We start from the raw sequence: 16,841 nt of genomic DNA on the forward strand, positions 1-16,841 counted from the left end.
GAACACCGCCGGGAGACCAAAGGGTCTGCGGCACCTATCCTGACGCGTGACGGGTAACCTCATCGAGAAGGCAAGAGCGGTTCTCCTGACGGTTTGCTCTTGCGGACGCACGAAGGGTGGCCGGCGGATCGATGAGCGGAGGTGATCGCATCCTGCGGCTCACTCCAGTGAGCGGCCCGTCTGCCAACATGGGCGAGCCGTCTGCCGAGGTGATGGCCGGGCTGGTGCAGACCATGCTCGACGCGGTCCCCATCCAGAGCGCCTGGCTGACGCCGGTCCGCGACGAGACGGGCAAGGTCGTCGACTTCGAGGTGCTCGCGGCCAGTCCCGGCGCGAGGGACATCCACGAGAGGGCAGGCAAGGAGCTCGTCGGTCTGCGCACGCTCGATGCGTACCCGGGCGTCGGCGGTTCCCCTCTGTGGGACGCCTTCATCCGTGTCCTGGAGACGGGGGAGCCCGAGGAGATCGATCCGCACGTCCAGCGGCGACACGAGGAAGGCTTCCCAAGCCTGGCCACGTACGGCGTCCGCCTCGCCCGGCTGCAGGGCGGCCTGTTCGTCTCCTGGGTGCGCCACGACCAGGAGGAACGCCTCTCGGCCCGGCTGCTCCACACCGAGCGCCTGGGTCACCTCGGGTGGGGACACTGGAGCCTGGTCACCGACGAGGCCGAGTGGTCCGACCAGCTCTACGCCATCCACGGGCGCGACCCGGCCGAGGGGCCCTTCGCGCTGGAGTACTACCGCGAGATCGCCCACCCCGACGACGTGCCGATCGTCGAGCACGCGCTGACGACGCTGACCAGCAGCGGCGGGCCGCACGAGTTCGAGGTCCGCATCCGCGTCGGAGACGAATACCGGCACATCAGGGCGACGGCCGAGGTCAGCAGGGACGCGAGCGGGCGGCCCCTCGAGATCCACGGCGTCGTGCAGGACGTGACCGACTGGCGCAGGACCGCCAGCGAGCTCGCCGAGGTCACCCAGCGGCTGGAAGAGGAGTCGCAGCTCACCGCGCGACTGCAGAGCATCATCCTGCCCGTGCAGGACGCGGTGCCTGGGCTGCAGATCGCCGTGCGCTACTTCCCCGCGGAGACCGCGCCGCTGGGCGGCGACTGGTACCAGGCGATCCACCTCGACCACGGGGAGACGCTGCTGGCCGTGGGCGACGTCGCCGGGCACGGCCTGGCCGCGGCGTCCGCGATGGCCAAGCTGCGGCATGCGATCACCGGGCTCGCCTTCGCCGACCACGACCCGGCGCAGATCCTCGTGGCGCTCAACCGGCTGCTGCGGCGGATGCGGCCCGACGTGCTGGCGACGTCGGTGGTGGCCCGTTACCGCACGAAGGACCGCGTGCTGCGGTGGACCCACGCGGGGCATCCGCCGATGCTGCTGGTCAGGGGGACGAGGGTGCACCGGTTGCTGCACCCCGGTGTGCTGCTCGGCGTCTTCGAAGACGTGACCTACAGCTGTGCCGAGATCCAACTGGAGCCTGACGATCTGCTCCTCATGTTCACCGACGGTCTCATCGAGCGGCCGGGCCGGGACCTGTTCGAGGGCCTTGACATCCTCAGCGCGGCGATCGCCGAGACGGTGCCCAAGGTGCCGCCTCGGGACCGGGTGGCGGCGGTGATGGACGCTCTGGCCCCGAGTAACACCGGTGACGACACCTGCATTCTGGTCGCGCGCATCCTGCCGGACTCCACGGAAGTGTCCTGATGTCTGATCTGCACAACATCTCGACAGCCGAGACCACGTTCACCGCCGAGAGCAACGGAAGCATCGGAGTGCTGACGATGCGGGGGACGCTCGACTTCACCACCCACGAGGTGGCCACGGAATTCTTCGACAAGGCCTTCGCCCAGTTCGGGCCGCACCTCGTGGTGAGCCTGCTCGAACTGGACTTCCTCGACTCCAGGGCTACCGGCCTTCTGGTCAACTGCTGGAAGCGCGCCGTCGACACGGGGGGCTGGCTGGCCCTGGTCGCGGTCGAGCGGGGCGCGGCCCGCGCGTTGTGGATAACCGGGCTGGCCTCCCACGTGCCGGTCTTCCCCACCGTGGCGGAGGCCGTCGCCGCCGCGCCCTCCCGCGAGCCGGAGTAGCCCCGCGGTCCCCCGTCCGCGACCGCGTCCTCTCCGGGCACCGCCATGGGCGGGTAGAGCCGTGGAGCCGGGGTAGCACCCGAGGAAGTCGGCCGTGGAGGGGCGAGATCATGAAACGTCTCATCGCCGGAGCGGCGGTCCTCGTGGCCGCGGGCCTGGGAACGGCGCGCTGGGCTGCGTCGCGTGGCCGCAGGCCGGCCGTGGCGAAGGACCCCCTGGAGTCGAGCCGCTGGCTGGGCATCACGATCAACAGGTCGCCAGACGAGGTCGCCCCGGGCGGGCACCTGCCGGATCCCCTGGCCAGGGCGGACGCCGAGGTGCGGATGAATCGGGCGCCCGGCGACCGGGGCACGGAGATCTACGCACGGCCCAGGGAGCACCGCGCCGGCATCGGCGGCCTGCTCGCCCGGCCGCGAGGCGACGACGCGCGCACGGCGGTCCGTACGGCGTTGCGTGAGACGAAGTGCCTGCTGGAGACCGGCGACGTGCTGCGGTCGGACGAGGAGATCGGCACGACCAGGCCGACGGTCACGGGCAGGGTGCTCGACATGGCGCTGGGCCGCGCGGCGGAGGGGGGACGACTGTGAAGGCGCTGTGCTGGCAGGGCGTGAACGAGCTGTCCGTCGAGCAGGTGCCCGACCCCGCGATCCTCAACTCCCAGGACGCGATCGTGAAGGTGACGGCGAGCACCACCTGCGGTTCCGACCTCCACCTGCTCGGCGGCTACATCCCCGCGATGCGGGCGGGCGACGTCATCGGGCACGAGTTCATCGGTGAGATCGTCGACGTCGGCCCGGAGGCGAACCGGCGCCGCGTGGGCGAGCGCGTCGTGGTCTGCTCCGTCATCGGATGCGGCCGCTGCTGGGCCTGCTCGCACGACGAGTGGTCGCTGTGCGAGAACAGCAACCCCAACCCCGGCGTTACGGATCTGATGTGGGGTGGCACGACCGCCGGCATCTTCGGCTACTCGCACGCCATGGGAGGCTTCCGGGGCAGCCACGCCGAGTACGTCCGCGTGCCCTTCGTCGACTACAACGCGTTCCCCGTGCCCGAGGGCATCTCCGACCTCGACGCGTTGTTCGCCTCCGACGCGGCCCCGACCGGCTGGATGGGCGCCGAACTCGGCGGCGTGAAACCGGGGGACGTGGTCGCGGTGTGGGGGTGCGGCGGCGTGGGCCAGATGGCCGCCAGGGCCGCAATGCTCCTCGGCGCAGAGCGGGTCATCGCGATCGACCGCTACCCGGAGCGCCTGGCCATGACGGCCCGCCGCGTCGGCTGCGAGGTGGTCGACTACACGAGCACCGACGTTACCGCCGAGTTGCGCGAGCGCACCGGCGGCCGGGGCCCGGACGTGTGCGTCGAGGCCGTCGGCATGGAAGCCGACGGCACCGGGATCGAGCGCGTGTACGACGCGCTCAAGCAGCGGCTCCGCCTGGAGCAGGACCGCCCGATCGCGGTACGCGAGGCGATCCACGCCTGCCGCAAGGGCGGCTCGGTGTTCGTGCTGGGGGTCTTCGCCGGGCTCGTGGACAAGTTCCCGCTCGGCGCGCTGATGAACAAGGGCCTCACGCTGCGGGGCGCGCAGCAGCACGGCCAGCGCTACATCCCGAAGATCCTCGACCGGATCGCGAAGGGCGACCTGAGCACCGCCTATCTCGCGACGCACACGATGACGCTGGACGAGGGGCCTAAGGGCTACGACCTGTTCAAGCACAAGAAGGACGGGTGCGTCCGCGCGGTCTTCCGTCCCTGGGCGTGACGTGGGAGGTCGCCCGCCGCCCCATGCCGGGGCGGCGGGCGGTCGATCAGCGTACGGCTGGGGCGGCCAGCCGTTCCGCCTCATGGTGCAGTGCCTCGATCAGGACGAGCTCCAGGCGGAGCTCGCCGTCCACGAGGCTCTCGAGGACGTCCATCCGGGCCTCCTTGTCTCGAAAGACGTCCCGCGGCCCGTGGCGGTTGACCATGGTGCGAGGTGAATCCAGATGGAATGTGACGATCTCTCCCGCCGGCCGCGCCGGATGTCGGCTACCCAGAACGAACGCGACATCACTCACAACCGTCACATAGGTCCCAGAAACAAAAAATCCACCCCGGAACGGGGTGGAGATCGAGGCTCGCGCCTCGGAGATGCCCTATAGTGAGAGGTTGCCAAGCACCTGAAAATCAGACGCCCTCTCAATAGGAGTTTAACACGAGAATGGGTGACCGTCAATCGGACTCCGCCCGGGCCGAAGCGCTGCGGGTCGAACAGTCCTACGTCTCCATGGTGTACGACCGCCTCGACATCGCCCGTGAGCGGGCCGAGCGCGGCATGCGGGAGGTCCTCCGCCGCGGCGGCACGGGTACCCGGCAGGCCGTCGTGGAGCGGGAGGTGACGGCGGCCGAGCACGCCCGCCGCCTCGCGCGGCTGTCGGCCGTCGAACGCGGCCTCTGCTTCGGCCGAATCGACGACGCCGACGGCGAGAGCCTCTACATCGGCCGCGTCGGGCTGCGCGACGACGACCACACGTCCGTGCTCGTCGACTGGCGCGCCCCCGCCGCCCGCCCCTTCTACGTGGCCACCCCCAGCGATCCCGGCTCACTCGTACGCCGCCGTCACCTGCACACGCGGCACCGTGAGGTCGTGGGCATCGACGACGAGGTCTTCGACCTCGACCGGATGGCCGACGGAGACCGCCGTACGCTCGTCGGCGAGGCCGCGCTGCTCGCGGCGCTGCGCCGCGGGCGCACCGGACGCATGGGCGAGGTCGTCGCCACCATCCAGCGCGAGCAGGACAGGGTGATCCGCTCCGGCCTGGCGGGGGCGCTCGTCGTGCAGGGCGGACCGGGCACGGGCAAGACCGTCGCCGCCCTGCACCGGGCGGCGTACCTGCTCTACACCCACCGCGACACGCTGGAGCGGCGTGGCGTGCTCGTCGTCGGACCCAACGCGACGTTCTCCCGCTACATCAGCCAGGTGCTGCCCGCGCTGGGCGAGACGCAGGTGGTGCTGACGAGCATGGGCGGGCTCCACCCGGGGGTGCGGGCCACGGCCGAGGACGAGCCGGCCGTCGCCGTCGTCAAGGGCGACCTGCGCATGGCCCGGGTGGTCGAGGAGGCGGTCCGCGACCGCGAGCGAGTGCCCGAGGGCGACCTGGGGGTGAGGATCCCCGTCCGCACGTCGGTGCGCGGCGGCGTGGAGGTCGTGGTCGAGGAGATGACGCTGCGGGTGGACCACGCCACCTGCCTGCGGGCCCGCGACCGCGCCCGCGGCCTGCGGCGGCAGCACAACATCGCCCGCTGGGCGTTCGTGGACCCGGTGCTGCGGGCGCTCGCGCTCGACGAGGCGGCACAACTCGACCGGCCGCTGGAGGACGGCGACCTGGAGTACGCCGCCAAGACCTTGTGGGAGCACCGGACGGTGCGCGACGCGCTCGACGCCCTGTGGCCGGAGATCACCCCGGAGCGGCTCGTCCGCGAACTCCTGTCGGACGAGGAGCGGCTGCGCGCGGCGGCCGGGCCGTACCTGTCGGAGGAGGAGCTCGGGGTCTTGCTGCGGCCCCGGGAGGCGCCGTGGACGGTCGGCGACGTGCCCCTGCTGGACGAGGCCGCGGAACTGCTCGGCGAGTACGACTACGGGGCCGGGGCCAGGCGGCGCCGTGCGGAGGACGAGCGCCGCGAGGAGGAACTGTACGCGCGGGAGGTCCTGACCATCACCGACGTCGATCCCGTGCTCGACGCGGCCCTGCTGGCGGGCCGCAACCGCGAGGACCGGCCGTACGTGACGACGGCCGACCGGGCCGGTCGCGACCGCACCTGGGCGTACGGGCACGTGATCGTGGACGAGGCGCAGGAACTGTCGGCGATGGCCTGGCGGACGGTGATGCGGCGGGTCCCGGCCCGCTCCCTCACCGTGGTCGGCGACATCGCGCAGACCGGCTCGGCCGCGGGAGCGCGGTCGTGGGGCGAGATGCTCGATCCGTACGTGAAGGGCCGCTGGCGGGAGGAGCGCCTGCTGGTCAACTACCGGACACCGGCCGAGATCATGGAGGTCGCCGCCGACGTGCTGCGTGCCGTGGCTCCCGGGGAGGAGCCGCCCGAGTCGGTCAGGTTCGGCGGCGCCCGCCCCCGAGCCGTGCCCGTCGCCGGGACCGACCTGCGGCTGCTCGTGGAGTCGGAGTTGCGGGAAGTCGGAGAGGGACGGGTCGGCGTCGTCACGCCGGACGCCCGGCACGCGGAGGTCGCGGCGCTGTTCCCCGAGGCCGTCGACCCCCTGGACAGCCCGGTCGCCGTCCTCACCGTACGCGGCTCGAAGGGCCTGGAGTTCGACGCGGTGGTGGTCGTGGATCCCGAGGGGATCCTGAACCAGTCGCCCAAGGGCGGCCAGGACCTGTACGTCGCCATCACCCGGGCGACCCGGCGGCTCACCGTCCTCTACGAGGACCGCCTGCCCCGCATGCTCCACCGCCTCATGGCCTAGGAGGGCCCCCTCAAGCGCCCCGGGGCGAAGCGGGAAACACCGAGCGAGCCGGAGGGGCGCGCCGGTGTCTGGACTGAGGAGCGCGCGGAGCGAGGAACGAGCGAGCACGTGACGAGGGAAGACATCGGGAGTGAGCGCCGCGACGGTGAAGCGGGTAACACCGAGCGAGCCGGAGGGGCGCGCCGGTGTCTGGACTGAGGAGCGCGCGGAGCGAGGAACGAGCGAGCACGTGACGAGGGAAGACGGCGGAAGTGAGCGCCCCGCCGAGCGAAGCGGGAAACACAGTACGGCCGGCGGGGGGACGCCGGCCGTACTGTGTGGCTGTTGAGGGATGAGCTAGGACATTTTTCCCGAGATCTCGTCGGCGGCCTTGTCGGCCTTGTCGCCGACGTCCTCGGCCTTGTCTCCGACCCACTTGCTGGCGTCGGATCCGGTGTGCCGCATGCTTTCCCGCATCGTCTCGGTCCAACGCTGGGCGTTGTTCCGGTACATCGCCACACCGACCGCGCCGATCGCGACGCCGCTCAGCAACGCGAGGACCGGCCAGCGGCGGCGCGGCTTCCTGGTGCTGGACACGTCGATCCGGCGGGCCATCTCGGTCAGGAACGCGCTCACGATCGGCGCGATCTGTTCTTCGACCGACTGAGCCGCCTGGTCGAGCTTCGGCGCCGCCCAGACTCTGGCGTCTTCGATCCGGTGCGTCGCGAGATCCCGTGCGGTCTCCGCCACCGGGCTCACGCGGCCACCGGCTCTCCGAGCCTGGTCCCTCATTCTGCTCAGCCACGTCTGCGGGATGACCACTTCGGCGCGGCGCCTTCTGTTCATTGTCAGGGACACGATCAACCTCCCCAATCGGACGGGGCCCCGGAACGACCCCTTCCCGCATGGTCGCGGCTCAATCACGAGCGGTGCTTGCGGGAGCGCTCGATACCCTGTTCACCGACAACAAACACGATCAGACAAAGGGGGCGGCCCTCGTGGCTGACAACCTCATCGCGAACCTGCGTACGAACCACGGCACGATCCGCATCCAGCTGTTCCCGAACAAGGCGCCGAAGACCGTGCGCAACTTCGTGGAACTCGCCGAGGGCACCCGGGAGTGGACCCACCCGGAGACCGGCGAGAAGCAGACGAATGTCAAGCTGTACGACGGCACGATCTTCCACCGGGTCATCAACGGCTTCATGATCCAGGGCGGCGACCCGCTCGGCCAGGGCGTCGGCGGCCCCGGCTACAGCTTCGACGACGAGATCCACCCGGAGAACCAGTTCAACCGGCCCTACCTGCTCGCCATGGCGAACGCGGGCAAGCGGTTCGGCAAGGGCACGAACGGCTCCCAGTTCTTCATCACCGTCGGGCCGACGCCGCACCTCAACCAGGGGCACACGATCTTCGGTGAGGTGATCGAGGGCACCGAGGTGGTCGACGCGATCGCCAAGACCCCCACCGGCCGCAACGACCGGCCGGTGAACGACGTGGTCCTCGAAGAGGTCACCATCGAGCGGTCCTGACGCCGTCCATGCCGGCCTGCTGAGACGCCTCTGCCGCGCGAACACGCGGCCGGGGCGTTTCCGGCTTATAGGCTGGCTTGTGGATGCGCTCCCCTGACAGGGACTGGCCCAGGAAAGGACCCCATGACCTCCCAGCCTCCGCCGCCCCCGCCGCCGGGGGCGCAGGCCGTGCCCACCTGCTACCGGCACCCCGACCGCGAGACGTACGTCCGCTGCCAGCGCTGTGAGCGCCCGATCTGCCCCGACTGCATGAAGGACGCGGCGGTGGGCCACCAGTGCCCCGAGTGCGTCCGCGAGGGCAACCGGGATATCCGGCAGGCCCGCACCACGTTCGGCGGCGCAGCGGTCGTCACGCCGCGCGTCACGTGGACGCTGCTGGTCCTCAACGTGCTCGCGTACGCGGCGGAGGTGCTGCGCCCCGACGAGGTCGTCCAGCGGTTCGCGATGTGGTCGCTCGGCGTCCACCTGGGCGAGTGGTGGCGGTTGATCACCAGCGCCTTCCTGCACGCCCCGCCGCCGTCCTTCTGGCACATCCTGTTCAACATGTGGGCGCTCTACGCGCTCGGCCCCGAACTGGAGCGCAGGCTCGGCTCGGGCCGGTTCGCGGTGCTCTACCTGTTGTCGGCGCTGGGCGGCTCGGTCGCCATCTACCTGTTCGGCACGTCGGCCGTCGGCGCGTCCGGCGCCATCTACGGCCTGTTCGGCGCGTTGTTCGTGGTGGCCCGCAGGCTCGGCTACGACGCGCGCGGCGTGCTGTGGCTGATCGGCATCAACGTGGTGCTCACGTTCGTCGTGCCGGGCATCAGCTGGCAGGGGCACCTGGGCGGCCTCGTGGTCGGCGCGATCGTCGCGGGCGGCTTCGCCTACGCGCCGCGCGGCAACCGCGCCGCTGTGCAGTTCGGCGTCGCCGTCGCCGTGCTGGTGGCGCTGGTCCTGCTCGTGACCATGCTCCCGCCGTACGGACTGCGCCTGGTGGGCGCCTTCACCTGACGCTCCCCTCGCCGGGCTGCGTGATGCGGTCGAGCCGGCGCCGGAGCAGGGCGGTCTCGACCGGCTCAAGGGCGTCGGCGCCTGCGAGGTCGAGCTGCGCGCGCAGGCGCAGCGCGGCCTCGCGGAGGCCGTCGCCTTCCTGGCGAGCCCTGCGGGGCACTGGGTCAACGGGCAGGTCGCACGTGCCAACGGCGGCATCGTCTGACGCCCGCGGCGAGCGCGGGGCCAGGGCAGCACAGAGTCACAGGCGTCCGGAAGACGGCCGGCGCCCGTCGGTCACGAGTTGCCCACAGGCTGTGGATAAAGACTGTGGAAAGATTTCGGAAGCGGGCTAGCGCCACTTCGTCGAGAGCACGACACCGATGATGATGAGCCCGAAACCGATCAACAGGTTCCAGTTCTGCAGGCTGGCGATACCGGGCACGTTCGGCGCGATGTAGTAGACCGCGATCCAGGCGATGCCGATGATCCAGGTGGCAACCATGACAGGGGCGAGCCAGCGCGGGCTGACCTTCACCGTCTGCGCCTTCTGCGGCGGCGTGTAGACGGCCTTCTTACGAGTCTTCGACTTGGGCACGGGAGCGTCTCCTGATGGGTACCCGCGCGGTCGTGCGGGCTGGTGTCAATAGCGTAATCGCTGTGGCGGTGAGGTCCCGAGCAAGGATAGTCGGCGCGGACGCGCCGGGCGATCCCCCACGAGGGATTGCCGTACGCTGAAAGTCCGATTTTCCCTACGAACGCCCAGCCACGCCGGTGACGCGGGAGACACCTATGAGCCCGATCCGGGTGCTCGTGGTCGACAATCACGACAGCTTCGTGCACACGATCGTGCAGTATCTGCGCGGTCTGGGCGCCGACTGCGACGTACGGCCGCGTGACCATGTCGTCGTGGACGACGCCGACGGCTTCGACGCCGTGCTCGTCTCCCCCGGGCCTGGCACGCCGGAGGCCGCCGGGGTGTCCGTGCCTCTCGTACGGCACTGCGCCGACCGCGGCCTGCCGCTGCTCGGCGTCTGTCTCGGCCACCAGGCGATCGCCGTGGCGTACGGGGCGGCGGTGGACCGCGCGCCCGAACTCATGCACGGCCGCACCAGCCTGATCTCCCACGATGGGCGGGGCGTGTTCCGTGAGCTGCCCTCACCGGTCACGATGACGCGCTACCACTCGCTGGCCGTGGTCCCTGGCACCGTGCCGGAACCGCTGGAGGTGACGGCCACGACCCCCGACGGCGTCATCATGGGCCTGCGCCACCGCGCGGCTCCCGTCGAGGGCGTGCAGTTCCACCCCGAGTCCGTCGTGTCGGAGCACGGCCACCGGCTGCTCGGAAACTGGCTCGCGCAAATCGTGTAACGCTTTCCGCTCTCGTTACGAATACCTGAGTGAGGGCTTCCGCCATTGCCCCCGAGTGGCGGAGGCCCTTCCTTATGCCCTCGTACGGCAGGCGCGTCGCCGCAGGCGGGCGGAAACGCCGACGGCGGCCACCGCCTCGCGGTGACCGCCGTCCACTCACGTCGTCAGTTGCCGAACGGGTTGTCCCCCTCGTCGCCAGGGGGGCCGACCTGGACGCTGTCGCCCCCGCCGTCGCCCGTGTCTCCGCCGTCACCCGTGCCGTCGGTCGGGTCGTCCGTCGGATAGTCCTGGGTCGGCGGCTGGGTCGGCGTCTGCTCCTGGGACGGGCCGCTGGACACCGTCAGCGTGATCGTGGTGCCGGGGTTGAGCTTGGCTCCGGGCTGCGGCGCCTGGTCGATCACGTTGCCCTCCGGCACCGTGTCGCTCGGCTGCGGCGTGGTCTTGACCTTGAACCCGGCGCCTTCCAGCGTCTGCTTGGCGTCGTCGACCGTGAGCCCGAGCACGCTCGGCAGCTCGGTCATCTCCTTGGGCACGTACAACGTGACCAGGGCGCCCTTCTCGACCTTCTCACCCGGCTTGGGCTTGGTGTCGAACACCTGGCCCTGCGGCTTGGTGGAGGCCTTCGGCACGATGCTGACCTTGAGTCCCATCGCCTCCAGTTCGGCCCTCGCCTCCTCCGGCGCCTTGCCGACCACGCTGTCGGGGATGACGACCTTCTCCTGGCCCTTGGAGACGATGACCGTGACCGTGGCCCCAGGTTCGGCGTCCTCGCCGCCGGCGGGATCGGTGCTCACGACGGCGCCCTTGGGCACGTCGCCGTTGAACTCCTCCGGCCCGAAGGCGACCTTGAATCCGGCTGCCTTCAGCGCCTGCTCGGCCGCGGCCTTGGTCTGGTTCGTCACCGTCGGCACCTGAACGGTGTCGGACGACGAGGAGCCGTCGGACCCGAGGAACGCGGCGCCGACGCCGATCATCGCGCCGATCACCAGCAGCGGGATGAGGATCCACAGGGCCGTCTTCAGCGCGTTGTTGCCGCCGCCGCTGCGCCGCCGCCCGTCGTACCTGCCGCCGCGCTCCTCCTGGGCGTACTCGTAGTCGGGGATGGCGCGGGTGTTCTGGGTCATGGGGGCGCCGCCGGCCGAGGTCATCGTCCGCGTGCGGTCCGGCGCGCCGTACCCGTTGTACTGCTGGGTGGCCATCGCCATCGTCTGCGGGTCGACCGGCATGCCGGACAGCGCCCGCTGGAGGTCTCCGCGCATCTCGGCGGCGCTCTGGTAGCGGTGGACCGGGTCCTTGGCCATCGCCTTGAGCACGATCGCGTCGGCCCACTGCGGGATCTCGGGGTCGATCCGCGACGGCGGGATGGGGTCCTCCCGCACGTGCTGGTAGGCGATCGCCACGGGGGAGTCGCCGGTGAAGGGCGGCTGGCCGGTGAGCAGTTCGTACAGCACGCAGCCGGTCGAGTAGATGTCGCTGCGCGCGTCCACGCGCTCGCCGCGGGCCTGCTCGGGCGACAGGTATTGCGCGGTGCCGATCACCTGGGCCGTCTGGGTCATCGTGGCGGCGGAGTCGGCCATCGCCCTGGCGATGCCGAAGTCCATGACCTTGACCTCGCCGTTGACCGTCAACATGATGTTGGCCGGCTTGATGTCCCGGTGGACGATGCCGCCCCGGTGGCTGTAGTCCAGCGCCCGCAGGATGCCGTCCACCAGTTCCACGGCCCGCTCAGGCAGCAGTCGCCGGTCGGCGCGCAGCAGGTCGCGCAGCGTCCGCCCGTCGACGAACTCCATCACGATGTACGGCACGGGGGTGCCGTCCATCATGTCCTCGCCGGTGTCGTACACGGCGATGATCGACGGGTGGTTGAGCGAGGCGGCGGACTGCGCCTCACGCCGGAAACGCGCCTGGAAGGTGTGGTCCCTGGCGAGGTCGGAGCGGAGCGTCTTGATGGCGACGACACGGTCCAGGCGGATGTCCCGGGCGCGATACACCTCGGCCATGCCGCCACGCCCCACGACGCCATCCAGCTCGTAGCGTCCGCCGAGAAGTCGTGGCTGAGTCATTTCCTGCACTGTCCCTTGCCGTTCATCTTGGGGTGCCGCCGGTCTCCATCATCAACCCCTCTGCTCATCACTCCCCCTCATCCGGAGGGTTCGTGTCGTCGGGTGGGGGTTCCGTGGGGAGTGGAGTCTCATCGGTATCCGGGGCCGAGGTGGACGTCGGAGTAGGGGTCGAGTTCGGGGACGAAGCCGGTTCGGGCGACTGGGTTGTGGGTGGTGCCGACGTGCTTACGGTAGCCGACGGAACGGCGTTCGGCTCGGCCGACGTCGTGACCGGGGAAGGCTGACGTGTCCGCGGAATCTCTGACCTGGGCGTACGTGCCGGCGACGGCGATGGCGACGGCGAGGATGACGGGGTGACGGGGACGGCGGTCTCACGCGGGTCCAGCGGCGCTTCGCCGTTCCTGGCGGCCGTGAAGGCGAGGACCCCGATGCAGACCGCGGCGACGCAGCCGGCCGTCGCGAGGAGCAGGGCCGGCGGGCGGCGCCGCCCGCCGGTGGGGCCCTCGGGACCGTCCTGCACCCGTGTACGGGCGACCGCGTGCGTGGGCGGGGCGGCGGGGACGGGGTCCAGCGGCGCGGTGGCGCCGGGACGCGAGGTGGCGTGCCCGGGAGACAGAACCGGCGGCGGGACCGGCGGCGGGACCGGCCCGGGTGCGGCGGTGGCGCGGCCGGCGCCACCGGTCGCGGGGAAGCCCTGGGGGTCGGTCAGCGAGCCGAGCACCGCCGTCGCGGCGCCCGTGCCCGTGAGCGCCTCCCACAGCACCCGCACCCTTTCGAGGAGGTCGGGGCCGGTCTCCGGCCGCACGGCGGGGTCCTTGGCCAGCATGGACATGACGAGAGCCGCCACCGGCGCGGGGACGTTCCCCGGCAGCGGCGGGGGCGTGTCGTTGAGGTGCCGCAGGGCGAGCGCCACCGGAGCCTCCGCCGTGAACGGCGGACGGCCGGCGAGGCACTCGTAGGCCACCACTCCGAGCGAGTAGATGTCGCTCGCCGGGGTCAGGGTGCTGCCGGACGCCTGTTCCGGGCTCACGTACTGGGCGGTGCCGAGGATCAGGCCGGTCGCGGTCAGCGGCGCGGCCTCCAGCGCGCGGGCGATGCCGAAGTCGGTGATCTTCACCTGGCCGGTCGCGGTGACGAGCAGGTTGCCCGGCTTGATGTCGCGGTGGATCACCCCGGCCCGGTGGGCGGCGTACAGGCCCCTGGCGGTCTGCTGGACGATGTCGAGCGTGACGTCCGGCCCGAGCGCGCCGTTGCGGGCGAGGATGGCCGACAGCGGCTCTCCCCGCACCAGTTCCATCACGAGGTAGGCGTGGCCGTCGCTCTCGCCGTAGTCGAAGACCTGGGCGATGCCGGGGTCGGTGAGGCCGGCGGTGATCCTGGCCTCCGAGCGGAACCGGTCGCGGAAGGTGGCGTCGCCCGCGACGTGGCGGCCGAGCAGCTTGATCGCCACTTCCCTGCCGAGCAGCTCGTCGTCGGCCCGCCAGACCTCGCCCATGCCGCCCGCGGCGATGGGAGAGGTCAGCCGGTACCGCCCGCCTAGCACGGTGTCGGTCATGTGTCGGTCACCGCCCGAGCACCGCCTGCATGACGTCGTGCGCGATCGGCGCGGCGACCGCGCCGCCGGTGGCGTCGTTGCCCGCGCTGCCCGACTCCACGAAGACCGCCACGGCGACCTTCGGGTCGTCGACGGGGGCGAAGGAGATGAACCACGCGTGCGACGGCTTGCCCGGCAGCGTCTCCGCCGTGCCCGTCTTGCCGGCCACCGTGATCCCGGGAAGCCTGGCCGCGCCGCCGGTGCCGCGCTCGACCACGTTGACCATCATCTTGGTCAGCTCGCTCGCCACCTCGGGGCTGACGGCCGCGTCCAGCTCGTCGGGGTCGGTCCCGTCGATCTCCGAGCCGTCCGCCATGATCTTGTTGACCAGGTACGGCTTCATGACCGTGCCCTGGTTGGCGATCCCGGCGGCGACCATCGCCATCTGCAGCGGGGTCATCTGGTTGCTCTGCTGGCCGATCGCGGTCTTGGCGAGGGCGGCCTTGCTCTCGTCCGGGCCGATGTCGCTGGGCGAGACCTCCAGGGGGATCTTCAGCGGCTGGCCGACGCCGAACTTCTCGGCCTGCTCCTTCAGCTTGTCGTAGCCGACGTCCATGCCCATGATGGCGAACGGCGTGTTGCAGGAGATCGTCAGGGCCTCGAGCAGCGTCGCCCGGCCGCCGCACGACTCGCCGTGGTAGTTGGGCAGCGAGATGTTCGTGCCCGGCAGCGGCAGCGAGTCGGGCGCGTCGACCTGGGTGTTCTCGTCACGCGACCCGTCGTCGCTGAGATAGGCCGCGGCGGTCACGGTCTTGAACGTGGACCCCGGGGCGAACGTCAGGTTGATGGCCCGGTTGAGGAGCGGCTTGTCGCCGTCCTTGTCGAGCTTGTTGTACGCCTTGTTGACCGTCGCCTTATTCGCCTTGGCCAGCGGGTTCGGGTCGTACGACGGCACCGAGACCATCGCCAGGATCTTGCCGGTCTTCGGTTCGAGCGCGACGACCGCGCCGCGCTTGCCGGTTTCGGCCAGGTCCTTGTACGCGATCTCCTGGGCCTTGGTGTTCAGCGTGAGGTCGACGCTCGCGCCCTTGGCGGGCTTGCCGCTGACCATGTCGATGGCCCGGCGGACGACCAGGTCGGGGTGGGTGCCGTCGAGGTAGCGGCTCATCGCGGCCTCGATGCCCGCGGCGCTCTCCGGCGCGAACCAGCCGACCACGTGCGTGAACGGCTTGCCGAGCGGATACTCGCGCTCGAACCTGAACTGCTTGTCCCCGGTGTCCACCGTCTTGGCGAGGGTGGTCTTGCCGTTGTCGGCCGTGATCCAGCCGCGGTCGATGTTGTAGCGGGCGTACAGCATGCGCACGTTGCGGGAGTCCTCGCGCAGCCCTTCGGCGCGCACCGCGCCGAGGTACGTCACGTTGGCCATGAGCAGGCCGAACATGAGCAGGCAGGCCACGGCGACCCGCTTCAGCGGGCTGTTCATCGCTGCATCACCTGGGTCATCCCCTCGTCCTGGATCGCCTGCGGCGGCGGCCGGCGGGCCGCGTCGGACATCCGTACGAGCAGGGCGATGAGCATCCAGTTGGCCAGCAGCGCCGAGCCTCCCGCGGACATGAACGGCGTCACGAGACCGGTCAGCGGGATCAGCCGGGTCACGCCGCCCACGATGATGAACACCTGCCAGGCCAGGATGAACGACAGGCCGCCCGCGAGCAGCTTGGTGAACGGGTCGCGGGCCGCCAGCGCGGTGCGCAGTCCCCGCTCGACGATCAGCGCGTAGACCATGAGGATGGCCATCAGGCCGGTCAGGCCCAGCTCCTCGCCCACGGCGGGGAAGATGAAGTCGGAGAACGACAGCGGGATCCGGTACGGGTAGCCCTGCCCGAGCCCGGTGCCGAGGATGCCGCCGGAGCCCATCGCGAACTGGCCCTGCATGAGCTGTTCGCTGCCGCCCACGGCGGTGTAGAGCCTCTGGTCCTCCGCGTGCAGCCAGACGTCGAAGCGGGCCTCGACGTGGCTGAAGATCTGCCCGGCGACGAAGGCGCCGCCGATGAACAGCAGGATGCCGATGAGCACCCAGGAGGTGCGCTGGGTGGCGATGTACAGCATCACGATGAACGCGCCGAACAGCAGCAGCGAGCTGCCGAGGTCCTTCTGCAGGACGAGGACGCCGAGGCTGATCACCCAGGTGATGACGATGGGACCGAGGTCGCGTGCCCTGGGCAGGTCGATGAACAGCAGGCGGCGGCCCGCGAGGGCCAGCACGTCGCGTTTGGCGACCAGGTAGCCCGCGAAGAAGACGACCAGGGCCAGCTTGGCGAACTCGGCGGGCTGGATGCTGAAGGGGCCGACGCCGACCCAGATGCGCGCGCCGTTGATCTCTCTGCCGATGAAGGGCAGCATCGGCAGCACGAGCAGGCCCAGCCCGGCGAAGCCGGCGGTGTAGGTGAGGCGCTGCAAGACGCGGTGGTCCCTCAACGCGATCAGGGTCGCGGAGAACATCACCACGCCGAGCGCCGTCCACATGAGCTGGCTGGCCGCGGACGCGAGTCGCTCACCGGCCAGCTCGATCCGGTAGATCATCACCAGGCCGATGCCGTTGACCAGCGTCACGAGGGGAAGCAGCAGAGGGTCGGCCCATGGCGCCCACCTGGCCAAAACCAGATAGGCCGCGAGCATCAGGCCGCCGAGGCCGAGGCCGTAGCCGAGCATGCCGGACGGGACCTTGCCGTTGATCCCGAGCCCTACGCTGGCGTACGCGCCCATCACGATCAGCACGGCGAAGGCGAGCATGCCCAGCTGGGCTCCCCGCCTCTTCGCGGTCATCGGTACGGGCGTG

15 protein-coding genes are annotated in these 16,841 nt (G+C 70.8%); 8 read left to right on the forward strand and 7 right to left on the reverse strand.

Annotated features, from left to right (window positions below; genetic code table 11):
- The first annotated feature begins 167 nt into the window (after nt 1-167).
- The 5 genes from HHX31_RS16820 to HHX31_RS16840 all read left to right on the forward strand — a co-directional run bounded on the left by HHX31_RS16820 (nt 168) and on the right by HHX31_RS16840 (nt 6,554).
- Complete coding sequence (locus HHX31_RS16820; protein ID WP_169949202.1) at nt 168-1,712, forward strand: PP2C family protein-serine/threonine phosphatase; 1,545 nt, start codon at nt 168-170, stop codon at nt 1,710-1,712.
- Nucleotides 1,712-2,095, forward strand: coding sequence for an STAS domain-containing protein (locus HHX31_RS16825; RefSeq protein ID WP_169949203.1), 384 nt, complete (start codon nt 1,712-1,714; stop codon nt 2,093-2,095). Before HHX31_RS16820 ends, HHX31_RS16825 begins: the two co-directional genes overlap by 1 nt.
- Before the next feature lie 110 nt (nt 2,096-2,205).
- A complete protein-coding gene (locus tag HHX31_RS16830; RefSeq protein ID WP_169949204.1) occupies nt 2,206-2,682 on the forward strand; it encodes a hypothetical protein in 477 nt (158 codons plus the stop codon).
- A 20-nt stretch (nt 2,683-2,702) separates the two neighbouring features.
- Nucleotides 2,703-3,854: a zinc-dependent alcohol dehydrogenase gene (locus HHX31_RS16835; RefSeq protein ID WP_396711135.1), complete on the forward strand. Its 1,152-nt coding sequence runs from the start codon at nt 2,703-2,705 to the stop codon at nt 3,852-3,854.
- A 438-nt stretch (nt 3,855-4,292) separates the two neighbouring features.
- The gene (locus tag HHX31_RS16840) at nt 4,293-6,554 is read left to right on the forward strand and encodes an ATP-binding domain-containing protein (RefSeq protein WP_169949206.1); all 2,262 of its coding nucleotides are present in this window, start codon (nt 4,293-4,295) and stop codon (nt 6,552-6,554) included.
- A gap of 336 nt (nt 6,555-6,890) precedes the next feature.
- Here the strand turns inward: HHX31_RS16840 and HHX31_RS16845 are convergent, their stop codons facing one another.
- Nucleotides 6,891-7,292, reverse strand: a complete 402-nt coding sequence (locus HHX31_RS16845; RefSeq protein WP_169949207.1) for a hypothetical protein — start codon at nt 7,290-7,292, stop codon at nt 6,891-6,893.
- A 239-nt stretch (nt 7,293-7,531) separates the two neighbouring features.
- Here HHX31_RS16845 and HHX31_RS16850 point away from each other — a divergent pair, with 239 nt between their 5' ends.
- Nucleotides 7,532-8,065, forward strand: coding sequence for a peptidylprolyl isomerase (locus tag HHX31_RS16850; RefSeq protein WP_311931838.1), 534 nt, complete (start codon nt 7,532-7,534; stop codon nt 8,063-8,065).
- A gap of 123 nt (nt 8,066-8,188) precedes the next feature.
- Complete coding sequence (locus HHX31_RS16855) at nt 8,189-9,055, forward strand: rhomboid family intramembrane serine protease (protein WP_169949209.1); 867 nt, start codon at nt 8,189-8,191, stop codon at nt 9,053-9,055.
- Here the strand turns inward: HHX31_RS16855 and HHX31_RS16860 are convergent.
- The gene (locus HHX31_RS16860) at nt 9,048-9,215 is read right to left on the reverse strand and encodes a hypothetical protein (protein WP_169948886.1); all 168 of its coding nucleotides are present in this window, start codon (nt 9,213-9,215) and stop codon (nt 9,048-9,050) included. The two genes, HHX31_RS16855 and HHX31_RS16860, sit on opposite strands and share 8 nt — an antisense overlap.
- Before the next feature lie 171 nt (nt 9,216-9,386).
- Nucleotides 9,387-9,632 carry a cell division protein CrgA gene (locus HHX31_RS16870; RefSeq protein ID WP_169949210.1) on the reverse strand — a complete coding sequence of 82 codons (246 nt, stop codon included), beginning with the start codon at nt 9,630-9,632 and terminating at the stop codon, nt 9,387-9,389.
- Between the two features lie 194 nt (nt 9,633-9,826).
- On the opposite strand from HHX31_RS16870, the gene HHX31_RS16875 reads away from it, so the two are divergent.
- Nucleotides 9,827-10,405: an aminodeoxychorismate/anthranilate synthase component II gene (locus tag HHX31_RS16875; RefSeq protein ID WP_169949211.1), complete on the forward strand. Its 579-nt coding sequence runs from the start codon at nt 9,827-9,829 to the stop codon at nt 10,403-10,405.
- Between the two features lie 164 nt (nt 10,406-10,569).
- Here the strand turns inward: HHX31_RS16875 and pknB are convergent, their stop codons facing one another.
- The 4 genes from pknB to HHX31_RS16895 form a co-directional block, all read right to left on the reverse strand.
- Nucleotides 10,570-12,468: a Stk1 family PASTA domain-containing Ser/Thr kinase gene (pknB, locus tag HHX31_RS16880; RefSeq protein ID WP_169949212.1), complete on the reverse strand. Its 1,899-nt coding sequence runs from the start codon at nt 12,466-12,468 to the stop codon at nt 10,570-10,572.
- Nucleotides 12,469-12,535: 67 nt separating this feature from the next.
- Complete coding sequence (locus HHX31_RS16885) at nt 12,536-14,023, reverse strand: serine/threonine-protein kinase (protein ID WP_169949213.1); 1,488 nt, start codon at nt 14,021-14,023, stop codon at nt 12,536-12,538.
- 7 nt (nt 14,024-14,030) lie between these two features.
- Complete coding sequence (locus tag HHX31_RS16890) at nt 14,031-15,485, reverse strand: penicillin-binding protein 2 (protein ID WP_169949214.1); 1,455 nt, start codon at nt 15,483-15,485, stop codon at nt 14,031-14,033.
- On the reverse strand, nt 15,482-16,828 hold the full coding sequence (locus tag HHX31_RS16895; RefSeq protein ID WP_169949294.1) for an FtsW/RodA/SpoVE family cell cycle protein: 1,347 nt from the start codon (nt 16,826-16,828) through the stop codon (nt 15,482-15,484). Before HHX31_RS16895 ends, HHX31_RS16890 begins: the two co-directional genes overlap by 4 nt.
- Nucleotides 16,829-16,841: the final 13 nt, after the last annotated feature.

Origin of the sequence: Microbispora sp. H11081 (genome assembly GCF_012999535.1) — a bacterium.
GTDB lineage: Bacteria > Actinomycetota > Actinomycetes > Streptosporangiales > Streptosporangiaceae > Microbispora.